This window comes from Limosilactobacillus ingluviei DSM 15946 (genome assembly GCF_001435775.1).
In the GTDB taxonomy this organism is placed as follows: Bacteria; Bacillota; Bacilli; order Lactobacillales; family Lactobacillaceae; genus Limosilactobacillus; species Limosilactobacillus ingluviei.
In genome coordinates, this window is sequence record NZ_AZFK01000038.1 from 15,999 (window position 1) to 35,773 (window position 19,775).

17 protein-coding genes and 1 other annotated feature (1 of these 18 only partly in view) are annotated in these 19,775 nt (G+C 51.6%); of the genes, 16 read left to right on the plus strand and 1 reads right to left on the minus strand.

Going from position 1 to position 19,775, the window contains the following annotated elements; translation table 11 throughout:
- Positions 1 to 186 (plus strand) — a binding site (T-box leader) (it extends 27 nt beyond the left edge of the window).
- A 78-nt stretch (positions 187 to 264) separates the two neighbouring features.
- The 16 genes from FC43_RS05120 (at position 265) to FC43_RS05195 (ending at position 18,955) form a co-directional block, all read left to right on the plus strand.
- Entirely contained in the window at positions 265 to 2,916 is a 2,652-nt protein-coding gene (locus FC43_RS05120) for a valine--tRNA ligase (protein ID WP_019205233.1), read from the plus strand.
- A 70-nt stretch (positions 2,917 to 2,986) separates the two neighbouring features.
- Positions 2,987 to 4,303 (plus strand): bifunctional folylpolyglutamate synthase/dihydrofolate synthase, encoded by a 1,317-nt coding sequence (locus FC43_RS05125; protein WP_056954638.1) that lies wholly within the window; start codon positions 2,987 to 2,989, stop codon positions 4,301 to 4,303.
- Between the two features lie 54 nt (positions 4,304 to 4,357).
- Entirely contained in the window at positions 4,358 to 4,990 is a 633-nt protein-coding gene (locus tag FC43_RS05130; RefSeq protein ID WP_056954639.1) for a JAB domain-containing protein, read from the plus strand.
- Between the two features lie 159 nt (positions 4,991 to 5,149).
- Entirely contained in the window at positions 5,150 to 6,160 is a 1,011-nt protein-coding gene (locus FC43_RS05135) for a rod shape-determining protein (protein WP_019205236.1), read from the plus strand.
- A 109-nt stretch (positions 6,161 to 6,269) separates the two neighbouring features.
- On the plus strand, positions 6,270 to 7,121 hold the full coding sequence (gene mreC / locus FC43_RS05140; protein ID WP_056954641.1) for a rod shape-determining protein MreC: 852 nt from the start codon (positions 6,270 to 6,272) through the stop codon (positions 7,119 to 7,121).
- An 11-nt stretch (positions 7,122 to 7,132) separates the two neighbouring features.
- On the plus strand, positions 7,133 to 7,666 hold the full coding sequence (mreD, locus tag FC43_RS05145; RefSeq protein WP_056954643.1) for a rod shape-determining protein MreD: 534 nt from the start codon (positions 7,133 to 7,135) through the stop codon (positions 7,664 to 7,666).
- Positions 7,667 to 8,217: 551 nt separating this feature from the next.
- Positions 8,218 to 8,865 carry an amino acid ABC transporter permease gene (locus FC43_RS05150; protein ID WP_056954645.1) on the plus strand — a complete coding sequence of 216 codons (648 nt, stop codon included), beginning with the start codon at positions 8,218 to 8,220 and terminating at the stop codon, positions 8,863 to 8,865.
- A gap of 24 nt (positions 8,866 to 8,889) precedes the next feature.
- A complete protein-coding gene (locus tag FC43_RS05155; protein ID WP_019205240.1) occupies positions 8,890 to 9,534 on the plus strand; it encodes an amino acid ABC transporter ATP-binding protein in 645 nt (214 codons plus the stop codon).
- A 6-nt stretch (positions 9,535 to 9,540) separates the two neighbouring features.
- The gene (locus FC43_RS05160; RefSeq protein ID WP_056954647.1) at positions 9,541 to 10,377 is read left to right on the plus strand and encodes an amino acid ABC transporter substrate-binding protein; all 837 of its coding nucleotides are present in this window, start codon (positions 9,541 to 9,543) and stop codon (positions 10,375 to 10,377) included.
- 175 nt (positions 10,378 to 10,552) lie between these two features.
- On the plus strand, positions 10,553 to 11,494 hold the full coding sequence (locus tag FC43_RS05165; protein WP_019205242.1) for a Dyp-type peroxidase: 942 nt from the start codon (positions 10,553 to 10,555) through the stop codon (positions 11,492 to 11,494).
- A gap of 371 nt (positions 11,495 to 11,865) precedes the next feature.
- Positions 11,866 to 14,067 carry an anaerobic ribonucleoside-triphosphate reductase gene (gene nrdD, locus FC43_RS05170; protein ID WP_235807592.1) on the plus strand — a complete coding sequence of 734 codons (2,202 nt, stop codon included), beginning with the start codon at positions 11,866 to 11,868 and terminating at the stop codon, positions 14,065 to 14,067.
- Positions 14,009 to 14,590, plus strand: a complete 582-nt coding sequence (nrdG, locus tag FC43_RS05175) for an anaerobic ribonucleoside-triphosphate reductase activating protein (protein ID WP_056954651.1) — start codon at positions 14,009 to 14,011, stop codon at positions 14,588 to 14,590. The genes nrdD and nrdG overlap by 59 nt, the downstream gene beginning before the upstream one ends.
- A 192-nt stretch (positions 14,591 to 14,782) precedes the next feature.
- Positions 14,783 to 16,123 carry a uracil-xanthine permease family protein gene (locus tag FC43_RS05180; protein ID WP_019205245.1) on the plus strand — a complete coding sequence of 447 codons (1,341 nt, stop codon included), beginning with the start codon at positions 14,783 to 14,785 and terminating at the stop codon, positions 16,121 to 16,123.
- Between the two features lie 120 nt (positions 16,124 to 16,243).
- A complete protein-coding gene (locus tag FC43_RS05185; RefSeq protein ID WP_056954653.1) occupies positions 16,244 to 17,065 on the plus strand; it encodes an aldo/keto reductase in 822 nt (273 codons plus the stop codon).
- Between the two features lie 458 nt (positions 17,066 to 17,523).
- Positions 17,524 to 18,282: an aggregation-promoting factor gene (gene apf / locus FC43_RS05190; RefSeq protein WP_056954655.1), complete on the plus strand. Its 759-nt coding sequence runs from the start codon at positions 17,524 to 17,526 to the stop codon at positions 18,280 to 18,282.
- 250 nt (positions 18,283 to 18,532) lie between these two features.
- Positions 18,533 to 18,955, plus strand: a complete 423-nt coding sequence (locus tag FC43_RS05195) for an Hsp20/alpha crystallin family protein (protein WP_056954657.1) — start codon at positions 18,533 to 18,535, stop codon at positions 18,953 to 18,955.
- 74 nt (positions 18,956 to 19,029) lie between these two features.
- Here the strand turns inward: FC43_RS05195 and FC43_RS05200 are convergent, their stop codons facing one another.
- Entirely contained in the window at positions 19,030 to 19,590 is a 561-nt protein-coding gene (locus FC43_RS05200; RefSeq protein ID WP_056954660.1) for a hypothetical protein, read from the minus strand.
- Positions 19,591 to 19,775: the final 185 nt, after the last annotated feature.

A 19,775-nucleotide genomic window follows, 5' to 3' on the forward strand; every position in this document is an offset into this window, starting at 1 on the left:
GCAAGCGGCTGGCAGCGAGGGTCCGCCTGGTGAAAAGGACCTCAGCCAAGGCTAAAAGGGTAGCTTGCGAGCAAGCCTTCTGAATCCAGTAGGAAGGTTCGGTTCATTTACCGTTATCAAATGGTCAAGTGGGGATGGTTTGCCCATCCCAAATTAGGTGGTACCGCGAGCAGTCTCGTCCTATGTTTAGGACGGGACTTTTTTATTTGCGCCCGCCCCTTGGCATCGCCCTTTTTTTCAGTGACCACTAAGGAGGAAAACACCATGGCAAAAGATATGCCAACCAAATACGAACCCGCCGGCGTGGAAGCCGGCCGTTACCAGTGGTGGATTGACAACGGCTACTTCAAGCCGTCTGGCGACAAAAAAGCCCACCCGTACTCGATCGTCATCCCGCCGCCGAACGTGACCGGGAAGTTGCACTTAGGCCACGCCTGGGACACGACCTTACAAGATATGATTATCCGCCAAAAGCGGATGCAGGGCTATGACGTCTTGTGGCTGCCGGGGATGGACCACGCCGGGATTGCGACCCAAGCCAAGGTGGAAGCCCGTTTGCGCAAGCAAGGGGTTTCGCGCTACGACCTGGGCCGCGAAAAGTTTATCCAACAAGTTTGGGACTGGAAGGGTGAATACGGCGACATTATTCACCAACAATGGGCCAAGCTGGGGATTTCCGTCGACTACGACCGCGAACGCTTTACCTTAGACGAAGGGTTAAACAAGGCGGTCCGCAAGGTCTTCGTTGACCTCTACAAGAAAGGCCTGATCTACCGTGGGACCTACATTATCAACTGGGACCCGCAAGCCCGGACCGCCCTGTCTGACATCGAAGTAATCCACAAGGATGACGAAGGGGCTTTCTACTACGTGAAGTACCCCTTTACCGACGGGACGACTTTTGAAGGCAAGGACTACATCGAAATCGCCACGACCCGGCCAGAAACGATGTTTGGGGACGAAGCGATCGCTGTTAACCCCAATGACGAACGCTACCAAGCCTTGATCGGCAAGCACGTCAAGGTACCGTTGGTCGATCGCGAAGTGGAAATCATTGCGGACGACTACGTAACGCCGGACTTCGGGACGGGGATGGTAAAGATCACCCCAGCCCACGACCCGAACGACTTTAAGGTCGGCAAGCGCCACAACCTGCCGGAACTCAACACGATGAACGAAGACGCGACGATGAATGCCAACGCCGGCAAGTACGAAGGGCTGGACCGCTTCGAAGCCCGCAAGGCGATCGTAGCTGACTTAAAGGACCAGGGCTACCTGCTGCGTGAAAAGCCAATTGTCCACTCCGTTGGGCACTCCGAACGGACCGGGGTCCAAGTTGAAGCCCGGCTGTCGACCCAGTGGTTCGTGAAGATGAAGCCGCTGGCCGAACAAGCCTTGGCCAACCAGAAGACGGCCGACCGGGTTGAATTCGTCCCAGAACGCTTTGAAAACACCTACACCCAATGGATGGAAAACATCCACGACTGGGTCATTTCCCGCCAACTCTGGTGGGGACACCGGATTCCGGCTTGGTACCACAAGCAAACCGGCGAAATGTACGTGGGCGAAGAAGCGCCGAAGGACATTGAAAATTGGGAACAAGACAAGGACGTCTTGGACACTTGGTTCTCCAGTGCCCTCTGGCCGTTCTCCACGATGGGCTGGCCGGATACGGACGCCGCCGACTTCAAGCGCTACTTTCCAACCAACACCCTGGTGACCGGGTATGACATTATCTTCTTCTGGGTTTCGCGGATGATCTTCCAATCGCTGGAATTCACGGGTAAGGCACCGTTTAAGCACGTCCTTTTGCACGGCCTGATCCGGGACGAACAAGGGCGCAAGATGTCCAAGTCGCTGGGGAACGGGATCGACCCGATGGACGTAATTGAAAAGTACGGGGTCGACGCCTTGCGCTGGTTCTTGATTACCGGGTCGACGCCGGGCCAAGACATTCGCTTCTCCTACAAGAAGATGGATGCGGCGTGGAACTTCATTAACAAGATCTGGAACGCCAGCCGGTACGTGATTATGAACTTGGGTGACATGGCTGCGCCACAACTGCCAAGCGCTGACAAGTGGGACTTGGCTGATCAATGGATCTTAAGCCGCTTGAATGCGACGGTCGCCCAAGTCAGCGATCAATTCGAGAAGTTCGAATTTGGGGAAGCTGGCCGGGCCCTGTACAACTTCATTTGGAACGACTTCTGTGACTGGTACATTGAAATGACCAAGGAGAAGTTGACCAACGGGACGGCTGAAGAACAGGCCAACACCAAGAACATCCTGGGCTACGTCCTGGACCAAATCCTGAAGTTGATGCACCCAATTATGCCGTTTGTGACGGAAAAGCTGTGGCAAGCGATGCCACACGATGGTGACTCAATCATGGTGGCGGCTTACCCAACGGTAAACGACCAATTGGCCAACCCAACGGCGGAGACCAAGATGGACGACCTGATTGCCTTGATCAAGGCGGTCCGGCAAATCCGTAACGACGCCGGGGCGCCAATGTCCAAGCCGGTCAACATGTTGATCAAGGTGGACAATGATGAGATCAAGACGATCTTTGAAACTAACCGTGATTACATCGATCGCTTCTGCCACCCGGCTGAATTGACGATTGCAAAGGACCTGACGGCACCGAAGCTGGCCATGTCCGGGATCTTAGCTGGGGCGACGGTCTACATCCCAATGGCGGAATTAGTGGACTTGGCCGAAGAAAAGGCGAAGGTCGAAAAGGAAATCAAGAAGCTGGAACAAGAAGTGATGCGCTCCGAAAAGAAGCTGGGCAACGAAAAGTTTGTTGCCAATGCGCCAGCGGCTGTGGTGGAAGAAGAACGCCAAAAGGCCGTGGAATGGCAACAAAAGCTGACGGCAGCCAAGGAACGGCTGGCCTCCTTAGCTGAAGCCTAAGCACCACGATTAAGAGCTGGGGGAAGCCCCAGCTTTTTCTACATATTTAAATACAGAGAGGAAAATACCGATGTCAATTGAAACTTACGCCGATGCCTTAGCCTTTATCCATGGTCGCCCGCGGGTCAAAAAGCAGCCGACCTTAGCCCGGATGCGGGATTTTTTGGCGGCCCTGGGGCACCCGGAAGCCGGCCAAACCTATTTGCACGTGACCGGGACCAATGGCAAGGGCTCGGTGGTGGCGATGAGCGCGGCGATGCTGGCGGCCAGTGGCCTGACGGTCGGCACCTTTACCTCGCCGTTTATTACCCGTTTTAACGAACGGATTGCAATTAACGACCAGCCAATCAGTGACGCGGATTTGGTTAAGTACACCCAACAAGTCGCGCCGATCGTGGCGGCCATGGACGCCAGCCGGCCCGAAGGGGGACCGTTGGAATTTGAGGTGGACTTAGCCATTGCCCTTTTGTATTTTCAGGCCCAGGCCCCGGACGTTGTGATTTTAGAAGTTGGGATCGGGGGACGGTGGGACTACACCAACGTGATTGATCCGGTTGCTGCGGCGATCGTAACGGTCGGCTATGATCATATGGCCCTCCTGGGGTCAACCCTGACGGAAATCGCGACCCATAAGGCCGGTATTATCAAGTCCCACCGGCCGGTCGTCGTTGGCCAGCTGCCGGTGGAAGCCATGGCGGTGGTTGAGCAAACAGCTCAGCAGTTAGCTAGCCCGCTCTTGCGGTTGGGCCAGGAGTTTCACGCCCGGTCCGGCCAGCCGGGCGCTTTATTCGGTCAGCTGCAGTTCCAGGGGCCGGATGTACCGTCTTTGACGGCTGCGCTGGGTTTGGCCGGGGAATACCAGGTCCAAAACGCCGCAGTGGCCGTGCAGTTGGTGACGACGTACCTGACGGCCCAGCATTTGCCAATTGACCCCCGGGCCCTCAAGACCGGGTTAGCCCAAGTTCAGTGGCCGGGCCGCTTGGAGGTGGTCAATAATGAACCCCTGATGCTCTTGGACGGGGCACATAATCTACCGGGGGTGCAGGCCTTGGTCCAGACCTTGCAAACCGATTTGGCCGACCGGGAAATTTACCTGCTGGTGGGGATTTTAGCGGATAAACAAGCAGAATTGATGTTAGGCGAGTTGGCTAGTTTGAAAAACGTCCACCTGTATTTGACCCACTTTGCAGGTCCGAGCCAGCAGCGGCCGAGTGCTGACTTGGCTGATTTAATGTCGGACATTCCGACCCGTTATCCAGTTCACCAAGCGCCGGACTGGCAAACCGGACTTTATGAAATTAGCCAAACTATGTCAGCAGACGAAATAATCTTAATTACTGGGTCGCTATATTTCGTCTCCGAGGTGCGAAACTTTTTGAAAGATTAAGCACAATAAATTCACCCTTTTCGCGTATATAAAGAGTAAAGGGGGAATTTTTTTATGATTACACGTTTAGATCGGCCGGAAGCGGAATTGAAGTACCGCTCTTTGATCAAAGGGGCCTTGTATGATCAACCAGAATTATGTGCCTGGTGGCTGAAGCAGGTCCCAACGCCGGCGGCCTTTCGCAATTTGTCGGTCAACAAACGCAATCAGTTGGCTAACCATGACTTAGTCCATTTAGCACCGATGCTGTCGGCGATCGAAGCCGGGGAAGTGATTGTTAAAAGTCCGCGGGAATACTGGGGACAAGCCTACTCCAGTCAGCTGATTGGCCAGGATTTGATTGATTATTTTGCCGGCTGTGAGCAAGAGCAAGTCGCCTTGCTGTGTACCGATGTGCACAACGACATTATTCAGTTTCAGATCTTATTTGCCGGGGGAACCAGCGAATGTGCCTTGTACCCCGATCAAATCCTGCGCCACGCCCTGCAAAACTGCGCCAGTGGCATTATCTTGGCTCATAATCACCCAACGGGGTTGCCCAAGCCGTCCTCGGCTGACCAGCGCTTTTGTGAGCGAATGGAGCACGCCGGTCGCCTGGTGGGGATCCCCCTCTTGGATTTTTTGGTAATTGGCAATACGGACTATCATTCCTGGCGGGAAAACCAAACCGCGGGTGAAATTGAGTAAAAGTTTGCAATCTGGTTAAAAAATGCTAAAGCTGGCGATTCGTCCTATCTTTCTACCATAAGTTGGTGTATCATAATGAACTGTTAGAATGCGTGAGATATGGTATAATATCACCGTTATTACAAAGACTGACTCAAACTATTGAAGGGAAGAAACAGAGTGCCATTAGGAATCGGAACTAAGAACCTTGGGATCGACCTCGGGACTGCCAATACGATTGTCTACATCGAAGGCAAGGGGATCGTTCTCAGAGAGCCATCGGTTGTTGCGCGCAACACCAAGACTAATGACGTGATCTCCGTCGGGGAAGCGGCGCGGGACATGATCGGGCGGACGCCAGCCAGCATTACTGCCATTCGGCCAATGAAGGATGGGGTCATCGCTGATTACGACACGACCGTGGCAATGATGCAATACTACATGGAAAAGGCGCTGGGCAAGAACGCCGGTAAGCCATACGTTATGGTCTGTGTCCCAAGTGGGATCACGGAAGTCGAAAAGCGGGCCGTGATTGATGCGACCCGGGTTGCCGGGGCTCGAGATGCCTACGTGATCGAAGAACCATTTGCGGCTGCGATTGGGGCCGGCTTGCCAGTCATGGACCCAACCGGGAGCATGGTCGTTGATATTGGTGGTGGAACCACGGATGTGGCAACGATCTCCTTAGGGGGGATTGTTTCCAGCCGCTCTATTCGGATGGCCGGTGACAAGATGAATGATGCCATCACCCAATTTGTCCGCCAACAAAAAAATCTCTTGATCGGGGAACGGACGGCCGAAAAGTTAAAGTGGGACATTGGTTCTGCTTCCGTGGAAGCGGCCCAAGACATGGGAACGACGGAAGTTCGCGGTCGTGATTTGGTAACCGGGTTGCCAAAGACGATGGAAGTCTCAGCCGTAGATGTTTCGACTGCCTTACAAGACGTGGTCAGTGAAATTATCGAAGCCATCAAGGGGACGTTGGAAGAAACGTCACCGGAAATTGCGGCGGACGTAATTGACCACGGGATTGTCCTGACCGGTGGGGGTGCCTTATTGAAGCACTTGCCAGAAGTCATTGCCGATGCTACGAAGGTGCCAGTCTTTATTGCCAACGATCCACTGGATTGTGTGGCGATTGGGACGGGTGAATCTTTGAAGAGCATCGATGTGATGAAGAAGAAAAAGTAGCCGGACAGCGAGCCGCGCAATTGAGCAGGGGATGTGATTCAGATGGTTATCACATCCTCTTCGTGTATTTAGCGGGGCCGGCGTCATGCGGTGAGAGTGGAGAATTAGCATGCGGAAATTTTTTTCAAATCGACGGTTGGTCTTGATTGTGGTCAGCTTAGTCGTGGCCTTTGGTTTGATGGGGGGCTCGGTTGCCTTGCGCAATAACCGCCAAACCCCGCCGCTGATCCAGCAATTTGGAAATGATGTAGTGGGGTTTGCCGATAACCTGGTCGCCGTACCGGCCAATTTCATCCAAGATGGGGTTACCAGCTACCAGGACCTTTTGAACACCTACCAAGAAAACCGGGAGCTCAAGGCCCAAGTGGCTGAATTGGCTGAAACCAAGGTCCGCGACCAAACCCTGGCTAAAGAAAACAAACAGTTGAAAGCGGAATTAAAAATGAAGCATTCCATGACCGATTATGAGCTGATTTCAGCCGCGGTCGTCACGCGGACCCCTTCGGCTTGGCAACAACAAGTCGTGATCAACAAGGGGCAAGCCAGCGGGATTCAAAAGGACATGCCGGTAATGTCGGGCGGTAGTTTAATTGGCCGGGTGGCCGAAGTCAACAAGACCAACAGTAAGGTCGAACTCCTCAGTGATACCAGTGAATCGGCGAACCGCTTTGCCATTCAAATTGACAATAAGAGCGGGAAGACGGTTAATGGGATCATCACGGATTACAATTCAGCCACGAACGAACTGATCATGGGACAAGTGACGACCAAGGCCACGATTGAAAAGGGCACCAAGGTGTATACCAACGGGATGGGGGGCATTACCCCCAAGGGCCTGTACGTCGGGACCGTCAGTCGCGTGGGCAAGGATGATTACGGCCTGGCCCAAAAGGTCTACATTAAGCCGGCCGCTAACTTTAATGACTTAAACGTGGTCTCGGTGGCCAAGACGGAACAATAGGGGGCGATGTTATGTACCGACTTTCTCGGCTCCGGTTCATCTTTCCGATTGGCCTGTTGATTTGCTTCTTTTTGGATGGCTCGTTAAGTAAGATTTTTGCGCCGCTTTTTTTTGCGGATCCCTATTCGATGGTTTCGTGCTTGACCTTGTTGTGGTTGGTCCTCGCCTATTTTTTTGAAGGTGACGTGGCAATCCCTTTGACTGGGTTTGCAATCGTGGTCGGGGCGGTAGCCGACGTCTACTATGCCGGCATCTGGGGGCTCTTTATCTTCTTGTACCCCTTGATGGTCTGGTTGACGCGGGTGTTGGCCCATTCCTTTAATCCGTCCTTTTTGACCTCGATTTTGATTTTCTTTATCGACGTGGCGGTCTTTGAATTTTTGAATTACGTGGCCTACAATTTGGTCGGGGTGACCAGTATGAATTTAGTTGACTTTGTAGTCGATGTTTTAGCGCCAAGTTTGGCGTTAAACTTGGTATATTTTGTCTTGTTGTACTGGCCAATCAGCGTGATTTACAAGCGCGCCTTGGCTAAACAACAGTAGCCGTTCTCATCTTTCTTTAATTTTTTCGCGAAAAGGGATTGACAGGACCGGCAAAAATCGGTAAGATAACGACAATCAAATAAGCGACGAAGAACAGAACCAGTAAAAGTTTGGCTGATTCCAAGAGAGTCTCGGGTGGTGGGAAGAGATAATCGGCGGCTTTGAAACACATCTGTGAGTTGATCACTGCAAAGGTGGTCCGGGGAAGCCCGTTACAGCGCAGAGTTTAGAATTTGAACTCGCTAAGGTTGTTTTCGTGAGGAAGCAACAAGATGAGGTGGAACCGCGGCAACGCCCTCTGACCAGTTTGGTCGGGGGCGTTTTTTGGTTCCCAAATTCGCGAACTTGCTGAGGTGTTAATCGCGAGGTTGACACAAATTGGGGTGGAATCACGATCAACGTCCCCTGAGCTTTGCGGCTCAGGGGGCGTTTTTGTTTGAAGCGCGAAACTTTTCCCGGTCGTTGCCGTTGCTTTAAAATAAGCTTAGAAAATCAATTGGTTGCTTGGTATTTTGCCAGACCGCAATTGCATTTTGGAGAAGGAGAGTCTGATGTCAATTAATTACATTTCTGAAATTTTACCATCCTTGTTGAACGGGACGAAGTTGACCCTGTCCTTGTTCTTTTGGACGTTAATTGGTTCACTGCCGCTGGGGATTTTGGTCTCAATTGGGTTGACCAGTAAATTTAAACCCTTACAGTGGATCTTAAACTTTTACGTATGGCTGATGCGGGGGACCCCCTTGCTGTTGCAATTAATCTTTGTCTTCTACGGGCTGCCAATTATCGGCGTGGTCTTTCAACGTTACGAAGCTGCCTTATTTGCCTTTATCTTGAACTACGCGGCCTACTTTGCTGAAATCTTCCGGGGCGGCTTCCAATCGATCAATTATGGCCAATATGAAGGGGCACGGGTCTTACGGTTGAGCTACTTCCAAACCCTGCGCAAGATCATCATTCCCCAAGTGGTCAAGATCGTCATCCCTTCGATTGGGAATGAAGTCATCAACCTGGTGAAGGATTCTTCCTTGGTTTACGTAATCGGGCTGGGTGACTTACTGCGGGCCGGGAACGTGGCGACGTCCCGGGATGTAACTTTGGTTCCACTATTAATGGTGGGGGTCATCTACTTGATCTTGGTCGGCATCTGCACGTACCTGTTAAAGAAGGTTGAACAACGCTACGCTTACTACAAATAAGGGTTAAGATGAGGAGGAGCACCGATGTTAGAAATTAAGAACTTAAAAAAGAGTTTTGACGGGCGCCAGATTTTAAACGGGGTGGACTTAACGGTCGAAGACGGGCAGATCCTGTGCATCGTGGGACCATCCGGGGCCGGGAAAACGACCCTCTTGCGTTGTATCACCGGGTTGGAAGCTGCCGACAGCGGAGAATTTTTAATTGATGGCCAACCCTTTGATCCCAAGGGGATGGAAGCCAGCGATGCCGTGATGGGCGTCGTTTTCCAAGACTTTAATCTCTTCCCACACTTATCAGTGTTGGAAAACATTACCTTGGCACCCCAACTGGTCTTAAAGGAAGCCAAGGCCGCGGCGGAACAGCGGGGCTTGGATTTACTGGATCAACTGGGGTTAGAAGACAAAGGGGGGCTGTACCCCTACCAGTTATCCGGGGGACAAAAGCAACGGGTCGCGATTGCGCGTGCCTTGGCCATGAAGCCAAAGATTCTCTGCTATGACGAACCAACCAGCGCCTTGGATCCGCAACTGCGGGATGAAGTGGCGACCTTATTATTGAAGTTAAAGGCCCAGGGTATGACCCAACTGGTAGTGACTCACGACATGGACTTTGCCGAAAAGATTGCCGATAAGTTGCTGAAAGTCACGGCCTTAGACCAAAAGGGGTAAGCAAGCATGAAACGAATCAAACTACTGGCCCTGAGCTTGCTGTGTTTGCCACTGCTGTTGTTAGCAGGCTGTCAATCGGTGGTGCAACGAGCGGACTCGCAAGATACCTGGGCCCGGATTGAAAAACAAAAGAAGGTCGTGATCGGCCTGGATGACAGCTTTGTCCCGATGGGCTTTCGACAAAAGAACGGGCAATTAGTCGGCTATGACGTCGATTTAGCCAAGGCGGTCTTTAAAGAATACGGCATTAAAGTCGACTTCCAGCCGATTGACTGGTCGATGAAAGAGACGGAACTGCGTAACGGGACGATTGACCTGTTATGGAATGGTTATTCGATGACGCCAGAGCGGGCCAAAAAGGTGGCCTTTAGCCGGCCGTACCTGGAGAACCAACAAGTGCTGGTGACCAAGAAGGGTTACGGGGTCAATTCCTTTAGTGATATGCGGGACAAGACCCTCGGGGTGCAAAACGGTTCCACCGGGCAGGTCCAACTGGATGCCCAGCCGAAGTTGTTAAAGGATTTGATCAAGGGGAAGAGTCCGGTCCTCTACGATACCTTCCCGAACGCCTTTATTGACTTAAACGCCAACCGGATCCAAGGGTTGCTGATGGATAAGGTGTATGCTGAATACTACATTCGTCACCAAAAGAACCGGGCCGATTTTAAGGTGATTGTCAACCCGGCTTTTACGGTCGATCAATTTGCCGTGGGGATGCGCAAGGGCGACAAGACCTTGCAAAAGAAGGTTAACCAGGGCTTAGCTAAGCTGCAAAAGAACGGGGAATTGGCCCGGATTAACCAAAAGTGGTTTGGGACCAACAGTAATTACCTCGGTAAATAAAGAAATTAATTTTCCACCTGGCGGTTTCCGCAGGGTGGTTTTTTGATTGCTCTCCCAATTTATTTAGAATAATTCTTAATTAATATTGAGCTTGCGACGGCAGAATTTAACCCCCGCAAGCTGGCCGGTTATGCTAAAATGAAGCCGGAACCAAAATTGATGGGAGGAATCACTGATGACAATGGATCCAAACAAGGCCCAAGATGTCTGGAAGGACGTTGGTCAACACGTACAGTTCACGGTGCTGGAGTTAAACCGCACGGATCAAGCACAGGAAAAGGCGGTTATTGAGGAATTTGCGGATCGCTACCAAGCGATTTTGCGCTCCTTACGGATTCGCGATGCCCAGGGGGACTTGAAGGCCAGCTTTGGTTTGAGTAATGCCGCTTGGGACTACCTCTTTCCAGGGGCAGCCAAGCCAAAAGAATTAGAGACTTACCAGACCCTGCAGGGGCCTAAGTATTCGATGCCGGCGTCAGCGGGGGATTTGTTCTTCCATGTGCGGGCCAGTGACGAAGCAGTGGTTTATGAAGCGATGAGTCAGTTCCGTCGCTTCTTAAAGGACATTACCACGGTGGTCGACGAAACGAAGGGGTTCCGCTACTTTGAAGGCCGGGCGATCATTGGCTTTATTGATGGGACGGAAGCCCCACAAGTTGAAGATGCGGCCGATTACGCGATTATTGGCGATGAAGATCCGGTCTTTGAAAATGGTTCGTATGCCTTTGCCCAAAAGTGGCGGCACAATATGGACTTCTGGCACCACCTCAAGACCGAAGAACAAGAAAAAGCGGTGGGCCGGGAAAAGTTCACCGATTTGGAATTGGCGGATGAAGATAAGTACGCTAATGCCCACAACGTTGCTTCCAAGGCTGAAATTGACGGTGAAGAGCAAAAGATTGTCCGGATGAACGTGCCCTTCTCCGATCCCGCCTCGGGCAATACCGGGACTTACTTTATTGGCTACTCTCGCCACTGGACGGTCACTAAGATGATGTTGACCAACATGGTGGAAAAGAGTGACTTTTTGTTGACCTTCTCCGAAATTTTGTCGGGGCAACTCTTCTTTATCCCGTCGCGGCCATTGTTGGATCAAATTGCCGATGGCCAGTTCTAATCTTGCTTAATCGATATACAGTGCTCACTGACCCTTGGTTAGTGGGCCTTTTTTATTCCCCTTGCCTGGGACGGATACATGATTTTTTGCTCAGGCTTGGGCGCAAAGCAAGAAAAGTTTTTGGTAAATCACGCGCTCAATTGCCACCGTCAGTAAAGCGGTTTTTTTAGGTCGCAGGCATTGAGGAAGATGAAAAGCAAACCGGGCGGATCGGCTTGGTGAACGACCAAGATCGCTTGATCAGCGAAACCCCTCGTCCCGTTTTGGGTGCGGGACCACCTTTTGACTACAAGATATAGTTTTGAAAAAGTCAACTCTTTCTATATCTTGTGTTATCCCCTAGGATAAAAACATCAAAAGGAGTGGTAAAAGTGAATGAGCAGCTGACACAATTAGCAACGGTCACAGTTGAAAAGCGGGATCGGACCTTGACCCCGTTTTACGCTTATAAAATCGAATGGGTGCTGGCGCAATTACATGCCAGCCAAGCGACCCAGCAAGCCGTCATTGCCGCTTTGGTGGCGCGGTTGGCGGGTGAGCGCACGGTCAAAACCCGGCAGATTGTCGCGGTGATCATCGAAGCGTTGGAAAAGACGGGGGCCCACCAACTGGCCCAAGCGTACCAAGACTACCGAACCCAAGATGAGGCCGCTTTTGCGGCTGCCACCGATCCGCAGACTAAATTGGCCGCCCTGTTTGACCATAACGATCGGGTGGTCCACGAAAATGCCAATAAGGATTCCCGCGTCTTTAATACCCAACGGGACTTGGAAGCCGGGGTCGTCAGCCGGGCGCTCGGCTTGAAGATGATGCCGGAAGTGGTAGCCAAAGCCCACTTGCGGGGAGATTTGCACTGGCATGACCTGGATTACTCGCCCGTAACCCCGGAAACCAACTGTTGTTTGATCGACTTTGACGAAATGCTGGCCCACGGCTTTAAGATCGGCAATGCCTGGGTGGATTCGCCTAAGTCAATTCAAACCGCAACCGCCCAGATGTCACAAATCATCGCCAACGTGGCGTCGTTGCAATACGGTGGTTGTTCCGCCAACCGGATTGACCAATTGTTAGAACCTTACGCCCAATTAAATTACGAAAAGCACCTGCGCGATGCCGCAGAATGGGTGGCGCCAGCCAAACAAGAAGCCTATGCGCGGCAAAAAACGGAAAAAGACATTTACGATGCCATGCAGGCCTTGGAATACGAGATCAACACCCTGTATTCTTCGCAGGGGCAAACCCCCTTTACGACCGTTAATTTCGGGTTGGGGACCTCGTGGATTGCCCGTAGCATTCAAAAGGCGATCCTGCAGATTCGCATTAAGGGGTTAGGCAAAGAACACCGGACGGCCATCTTCCCGAAGCTGATCTTTACCCTCAAGCGCGGCCTTAACCTTGACCCTGGTGACCCTAACTATGACATCAAACAGCTCGCCCTCGAATGCTCGACCAAGCGGATGTACCCGGACCTCTTGATGTATGACAAGATTAAGGAATTGACCGGGAGCTTTAAGACGCCGATGGGCTGCCGCAGCTTCTTGCAGGGCTGGGTTGACCCGGCGACGGGCAAGGAGGTCAATTCTGGCCGGATGAACCTCGGGGTGGTTTCGTTAAACCTGCCGCGGATCGCTTTGTTGGCTCAGGGGGATCAAGACCGCTTCTGGACCATCTTCAATGAACGCTTGGCGCTGGCCAAGCAGGCCCTGGACTACCGGATTACCCGGACTAAGCAGGCCAAGCCCGAAAACGCCCCCTTGCTGTATATGTACGGAGCCTTTGGCAAGCGCTTAAAGCCGACTGATAGCGTGGACGAAGTTTTTAAAGACAGCCGGGCCACGGTGTCGCTGGGTTACATTGGCCTGTACGAAGTAGGCGCCACTTTCTATGGTCCCCGGTGGGAAGAAAATGAGGCCGCCCACCAGTTTGTTTTGTCGATCGTCCAAAAAATGGCCGCGGCGTGTCAGAAGTGGGAAGCCGAGGAAGGTTACCACTTCAGCGTCTATTCCACCCCGGCCGAATCCTTGACTGATACTTTCTGTCAGGCGGATTTAAAGAAGTTTGGCCGCATTCCCGATGTTACTGATAAGGAATACTACACGAACAGTTTCCATTACGACGTCCGCAAGCACCCAACCCCGTTTGATAAGCTGGCCTTTGAAGCCGACTTTCCGCAGTACGCGGCGGGGGGCTTTATTCACTACTGTGAGTATCCCAACTTGCGCCAAAATCCCAAGGCCTTAGAGGCGGTTTGGGATTGGGCCTATGATCAAGTTGGTTATTTAGGGACCAATACCGCGATTGACCAGTGCTTCAAATGTGGCTTTAAGGGGGAATTCGAGGCCACGGCCCAGGGCTTTAAGTGCCCCCAGTGTGGCAACCATGATCCAGCTAGTTGCGACGTGGTCAAGCGAACCTGTGGTTACTTGGGCAACCCCCAACAACGGCCGATGGTCCACGGGCGTCACGAAGAAATTATTCACCGGGCCAAGCATATGACGAAAGGAATGATTAAGTATGCCGCGGACTTTGAGAAGGCCAAACAATCCGAAGCCCAACGAGTGGCTCGCCAGTGAGCTTTCCCAGCAATACATTGCTGATTACAAACCGTTTAACTTTGTTGATGGGGAGGGGGTTCGTTGCAGTCTGTATGTGTCGGGCTGTCCTTTCCACTGCCCGGGCTGCTATAACGTGGCCGCCCAGAATTTTCGCTATGGGCAGCCCTACACCCAGGAGTTGGAGGACCAAATCATTGCCGATTTAGGGCACAGCTACGTGCAAGGCCTGACTTTATTGGGGGGCGAACCCTTCTTAAATACCCAGGTCTGCTTGCGCTTGGTCAAACGAATTCGCCACGAGTTTGGTGACCGCAAGGATATTTGGTCTTGGTCGGGCTATACCTGGGAGGAGTTATTGCAAGATTCCCCCGATAAATTAGAACTTTTGCACCTTATTGACATCTTGGTCGACGGACGGTTTTTGTTGGCGCAAAAGGATCTTACTTTACAATTCCGCGGGAGTGCCAACCAGCGAATTATCGACGTCCCTCAATCCTTTGCCCAAGGCAAGGTCGTCATCTGGGACAAGCTCGTTCGTTAATGAGTAAACTGTTTTAATTCCGAACGTTAAATTCGTTCGGAATTTTTTGTTGGGATAATCATTTACAAAGTTGAAAGTTCGTGTTAAGATTTTCTTCATCAAAAAGCCGAAGATTCACTTGGAATTTCTGGTTCAGTAGCAAGAAATTCCGAATGACCTTTGGGAAGAGAATTGAAATGCGGGAGGCAAAGCATGGATACAAAAGTAGAAAGCAATTTGATGATTGGCCCCGATGATAAGGTGCCAGCGGGTGAAGCGACCCTCTTGGGCTTACAACACGTCTTGGCGATGGACGTCTACGTACCGCCGATTATCTTAGCGGGGATGCTTTCGATGGGGGCCTTGGATTCACAAGGCTTGTTGCAGGGGACCTTTTTAGCGGCCGGGATCGGGACGATTTTACAAACGGTTCTCTTTATGAAGATGCCGATGTCGCAAGGGCCGTCCTTTGTGCCCCTGGGCGCCGCGGCCGGCATTGCCTTGGCCGGCGGGGGCTTGGCGGGCCATGGGATGGGGACCTTGATTGGTGCCCTGGTCGTTGGCTCCTTAGCCATGGTGTTGTTAGGGTTGACGGGGGTCTTTCAAAAGATCATTAACAAGTTGGTTCCCGCCGTCGTGGGGGGCACGATCATCACTTGTGTGGGCTTGTCCTTAATTCCGTCGGCGTTAAACGACAATATTTTCTTGGCCCAGGGCAACATTTACCAAAACATTGAACTGGCCAGCGCAACGGCCTTGACGCTGTTAGTTTGTGTCGGGATCAGTATTCGCTTCCCCCGCGTGCAAAAGATTTTTCGGACCGGCTCGATCGTAATCGCCTTGCTGGTCGGCACGCTCTTAAGTGCCTTGATGGGGCGCTTTGATTGGCAATCGGTCGCTAAGGCGGCGTGGTTTGGTTTTCCCCAACGGACGATTTTGCACTGGGGGATTCACTTTGATTTGACGGCCATTTTAACTTTCTTGATCATCTACGCGATCATTACGACGGAAACGACCGGGACTTGGTTTGCCATGGGGGCCGTTACCAACCAAAAGATTACCAATCAACAATGGAACCGGGGGATCATCGGGGAAGGGCTGTCCTGTTTGGTTGCTGCCCTGTCCGGGGCGACGCCAGTGACGGGGTACTCCACGAACGCGGGGGTCATTTCCATTACCGGGGTCGCTTCCAAGCGCGTCTTTGTGGCCGCGGGGGCCTGGTTTATTGTCTTAGGTTTCTTCTCGAAGCTGTCGGCCTTTTTAGCAGCGGTGCCAGCTCCCGTGATCGGTGGGGTCTTTGCGATCATTACCGTGACGATCATGTTAAATGGGTTAAACGTGATCCGCGGGATTCAAACCCAAGCCAGCGACTTATACATCATTGGTTTGCCAATCATTTTAACCTTGGCGATTGTCCTGCTGCCGAAGACGGTGACAAACCACGCGCCGCAATTAGTCCAGTACCTGTTGGGGTCACCCGTAGCGATTGCTGCTGTATGTGCAATTGTCTTAAACCTCTTGATGCCACGGGACCACAAATTAACCCACCTGTAAGCTAAATTTGACAAGTTTGCCTAGGCGTAGGTTACAATAATAGGGATCAAGAGCGGAGCTTTTGGTCCCTTTTCTTGCTTCAGCACAATTGGCAGAGAGAAAATGAGGGAAGAGAAATTCATGGAAACAGTTACCTTAAATAATGGCTTAATCATGCCCGTCGTGGGCTATGGGACCTACCAAATTGAAAGCGACCAGACGCAAGCGGCAGTCACGGCGGCGATTCGGGCCGGTTACCGGTTAATCGATACCGCGCAATACTACGGCAATGAAGCCGGGGTTGGCCAAGCGCTGCGGCAAAGTGGGCTGCCGCGCGCTGACTTTTTTGTGACCAGTAAGACCCCTTTGAGTGGCTATGCCGAAACGAAAGCGGGGATCGATGAGTCCCTGCAAGCCAGCGGGTTGGATTATTTTGATTTAATGCTGATTCACTGGCCGATCCCTAATTACTTGGAATCCTATGGGGCCTTGGAAGATGCCGTAAAGGAAGGCAAAATCAAGGCAATTGGTCTGAGCAACTTTAACCATCAGCAAGTTGATAAGGTCTTAGCCAATGCCCGCGTTAAGCCGGTCATCGACCAAGTTGAGACCCACTTGCTTTGGCAGCAAGCCAAACTGCATGAATACTTGGTTGCGAATGATTTGGTCCATCAGGCTTGGTCGCCACTGGGCCAGGGGGCCGAAACGATTATGGACAACCCGGTCTTAGACGAGTTGGCGGCGCACTACCAGAAGTCGCCAGCCCAAGTGGCCCTGCGTTTCCTGCTCCAAGAGGGAGTAACGGTCATTCCTAAGGCCTTGCACCCGCAGTATTTAGCAGAAAACATCGCCCTGTTTGACTTTGAACTAACGGTGGCTGAACGAGCGGCCTTGCGCGCCCAAGACCAGCGCCAGTCGTTAGAAAATTGGCCGAGCGGGATGCAAATCGAAACCCAATATTAATCTTCAAGCGCCCCACCGGAAACTTTTTCACCGGTGGGGCGCCGTTTGTTAAAATATGACGTTTTGATGGCTTAGCTGTGTTGAAAGGGTGGGGCGCGGCGGCGTTCGGGATGCTGGCGGGGCGTTAAAGTTACAAAGTCAGTAACATTGGGGTCGCCAATCCCACTTGGTGGGGAAGCCGGCCCCTTGAAAACGAAAAAATCAGCCGTAAGTGGCGCCAAATATTACAATCGGCAGCAAAAGTGAAGAAATTATGCCCCGGTCGAACTGGTTGGCGCGCTAAGGCCGCCTTGGGACTGGCGGGAAGGGGACCAAGAATTTGTTACACGGGGTTACAGTGGCCGGGGGGATTGAGAAGAACCGGTAATTGCTTCGTAACGCGGGGCGGGTATAGTAAGAACCGTTGATAGCTGATCCGGGTTGGTAAGAAAAAAAAGAACAGTAAAGGATGTTGAAAAATGAAATTAAACCTGAAACGCAAAACTTGGCAAGTAACAGCTGCCGTTGCCGGCGCAGTCGCCTTAGGGACCTTAACGGCCGCGACAACCGCGAGTGCGGATTCAATCTACACCGTACAAGCGGGGGATACCCTTTCCGGGATCTCGCTTAAGTTAGGTCACGATTTGACCTTTGTCGATACCCTGGCCCAACGCAACCAAATTGCCAATAAAAATCTGATCTACGTGGGGCAAAAGCTGGTAATCGGCGATGACGGGACAGTTTGCGTGGCCACGCCACAACAAGCCGCCAGCTTGCCGCAGGCCAGCGCTACCGCCAATGTAGCTACGAGTGCTCCGGCGCCGGCCATTCAGGCAGCGCCGGCGGTCGATAGCAATGCCGCCAACCAAAGCAGTGCGGTCAGTCAAAGTAGTAACGCGGCGGGAAGCACTCAAGTGGCCCAAGCGCCAGCCGCCAGTGCTGCCACTAGCCCGGCAACAACGACTACGACCACAACCACCAGTTCGGCAATCGCCACAACCACGCCTGCTTCCAGCAGTGAAGAGGCGGCCCGCCAGTGGATCATCCAACACGAATCCGGTGGCAACTACAGCGCGCAAAACGGTCAGTACTACGGCGCTTACCAACTAAGCCTGTCGTACCTAAACGGCGACCTCTCAGCAAGTAATCAAGATACCGTCGCCAACCAATATGTCGCCAGTCGTTACGGTTCTTGGGCCGCGGCGCAAGCCTTTTGGCAGCAAAATGGGTGGTATTAACAACCTAGCATTCGCATTGGGATCCGGACAACCGGGTCCTTTTAATTTGAATTATTTTTCATATGTGGCAAAAAAACGTAAAAGCGACAAAAAAATATTCATGACGAAAAGCTAACCTTCATCATTGTTGGACCTTGTTTGACATGTAACCTGCAAAAAGATCAAGAAAAGTCAGACAAAGCATTTGACCTTTTTTGACCTTTGACGATAATAGTAAGTGTAAAGAGTTTAACGAAAGGGGATTTTAATAATGATGAATGGATTGCAACGGCGGGACAACTGGATGGATAACATGTTTAACTGGTTTGATCGTGGTTTCGAACCAGAAACGATGCTGAGCGGTGACAGCATGCGGACCGATATTGCTGAAGATGACCACGCTTACCAAGTCAAGATTGATATGCCTGGCTTTGCGAAGGATGATTTACACTTAAGCTATGACCAAGATGTCTTGACGGTTACGGGGCACCGGGATGCCCAAAGCGAAGCCAAGGACAACGCTGGCAACTTATTGCACACCGAACGGCGCTATGGCCAGTTTAGCCGCCAATATCGTTTGCCAGAGGTTGATCGGCACCAAATCAGTGCGAAGTACGAAAATGGGGTCTTGACGGTCACCTTGCCGAAGTTAGCCGCCAGTGACAAAGCAGACACGACGATTACAATTGATTAAGGTTAACTAAAGACGCTAAAAGGCTCGGAACACGTTGGACGTGGGTTCCGAGCCTTTTTTAACGTCAGGATTAATTATTTAAAACTAAGTGGAATTTCTAAGGATTGGGAAACCATCTTGTATTGGGCCGTTGCCAATTCTTCAGTCGTAACCGGATTTTCGGAGTGGAGCCATTGCATAAAGGTGCTGAGGAGTCCCCCAGTCATAAAGAAGAGCCGGAAGCGTTCAACGTGATCAGCATCTTCAGACATGGTCAATAAGTCTTCGGTCAACAAGCAGGTCATATCGTACAAGAGGTTGGATAACCCCGCTTGATCAATCGCCAACAGTTCTTCTTTGTATTGTCGGTAGTAGGCCAGGATCTTCAGCAGGTTTTTTTCGTTGAATAAAACATTGGCGGCCGGCAGTTGCGGAGCAATTTGATGGCTGGCTTCGTCTTGTAGATGAGCCAGAAAATCCATGATGATGGAACGTTTGGAGGTGTAATTCCGGTCAAAGTCCGCTTGCGAAACGTTGGCGGTTTCGATTACATCCGGAATTGTAATTGCTTCATAGGGCATGTTTTTTAACATTTCCATGAAGGTCTTGGCGACCGTTTCCCGAATCTTAGGGTTGTCATTACTAGGTAAAGTCATGCTGGTACATCCTTTCTGAGCACTGAAGCGCCACTTTTTAATTTATAATCTGATCGGCGATTTGCGAATGATCAGTTCAAATATCAATTAACTATATCATTAATTCTGAAAAAAGGGTAGTTTTTTGAATCGCGGTTTGTAAAATTAAGTTAGAAAAATAGAAAAGCCATTTGTGGTAGACTTTT

Coding starts and splice junctions, on each gene's coding strand:
- FC43_RS05120 (WP_019205233.1), top strand. CDS start 265: ATGGCAAAAGATATGCCAACCAAATACGAACCCGCCGGCGTGGAAGCC.
- FC43_RS05125 (WP_056954638.1), top strand. CDS start 2,987: ATGTCAATTGAAACTTACGCCGATGCCTTAGCCTTTATCCATGGTCGC.
- FC43_RS05130 (WP_056954639.1), top strand. CDS start 4,358: ATGATTACACGTTTAGATCGGCCGGAAGCGGAATTGAAGTACCGCTCT.
- mreC (WP_056954641.1), top strand. CDS start 6,270: ATGCGGAAATTTTTTTCAAATCGACGGTTGGTCTTGATTGTGGTCAGC.
- mreD (WP_056954643.1), top strand. CDS start 7,133: ATGTACCGACTTTCTCGGCTCCGGTTCATCTTTCCGATTGGCCTGTTG.
- FC43_RS05150 (WP_056954645.1), top strand. CDS start 8,218: ATGTCAATTAATTACATTTCTGAAATTTTACCATCCTTGTTGAACGGG.
- FC43_RS05155 (WP_019205240.1), top strand. CDS start 8,890: ATGTTAGAAATTAAGAACTTAAAAAAGAGTTTTGACGGGCGCCAGATT.
- FC43_RS05160 (WP_056954647.1), top strand. CDS start 9,541: ATGAAACGAATCAAACTACTGGCCCTGAGCTTGCTGTGTTTGCCACTG.
- FC43_RS05165 (WP_019205242.1), top strand. CDS start 10,553: ATGACAATGGATCCAAACAAGGCCCAAGATGTCTGGAAGGACGTTGGT.
- nrdG (WP_056954651.1), top strand. CDS start 14,009: ATGCCGCGGACTTTGAGAAGGCCAAACAATCCGAAGCCCAACGAGTGG.
- FC43_RS05180 (WP_019205245.1), top strand. CDS start 14,783: ATGGATACAAAAGTAGAAAGCAATTTGATGATTGGCCCCGATGATAAG.
- FC43_RS05185 (WP_056954653.1), top strand. CDS start 16,244: ATGGAAACAGTTACCTTAAATAATGGCTTAATCATGCCCGTCGTGGGC.
- apf (WP_056954655.1), top strand. CDS start 17,524: ATGAAATTAAACCTGAAACGCAAAACTTGGCAAGTAACAGCTGCCGTT.
- FC43_RS05195 (WP_056954657.1), top strand. CDS start 18,533: ATGATGAATGGATTGCAACGGCGGGACAACTGGATGGATAACATGTTT.
- FC43_RS05200 (WP_056954660.1), bottom strand. CDS start 19,590: ATGACTTTACCTAGTAATGACAACCCTAAGATTCGGGAAACGGTCGCC.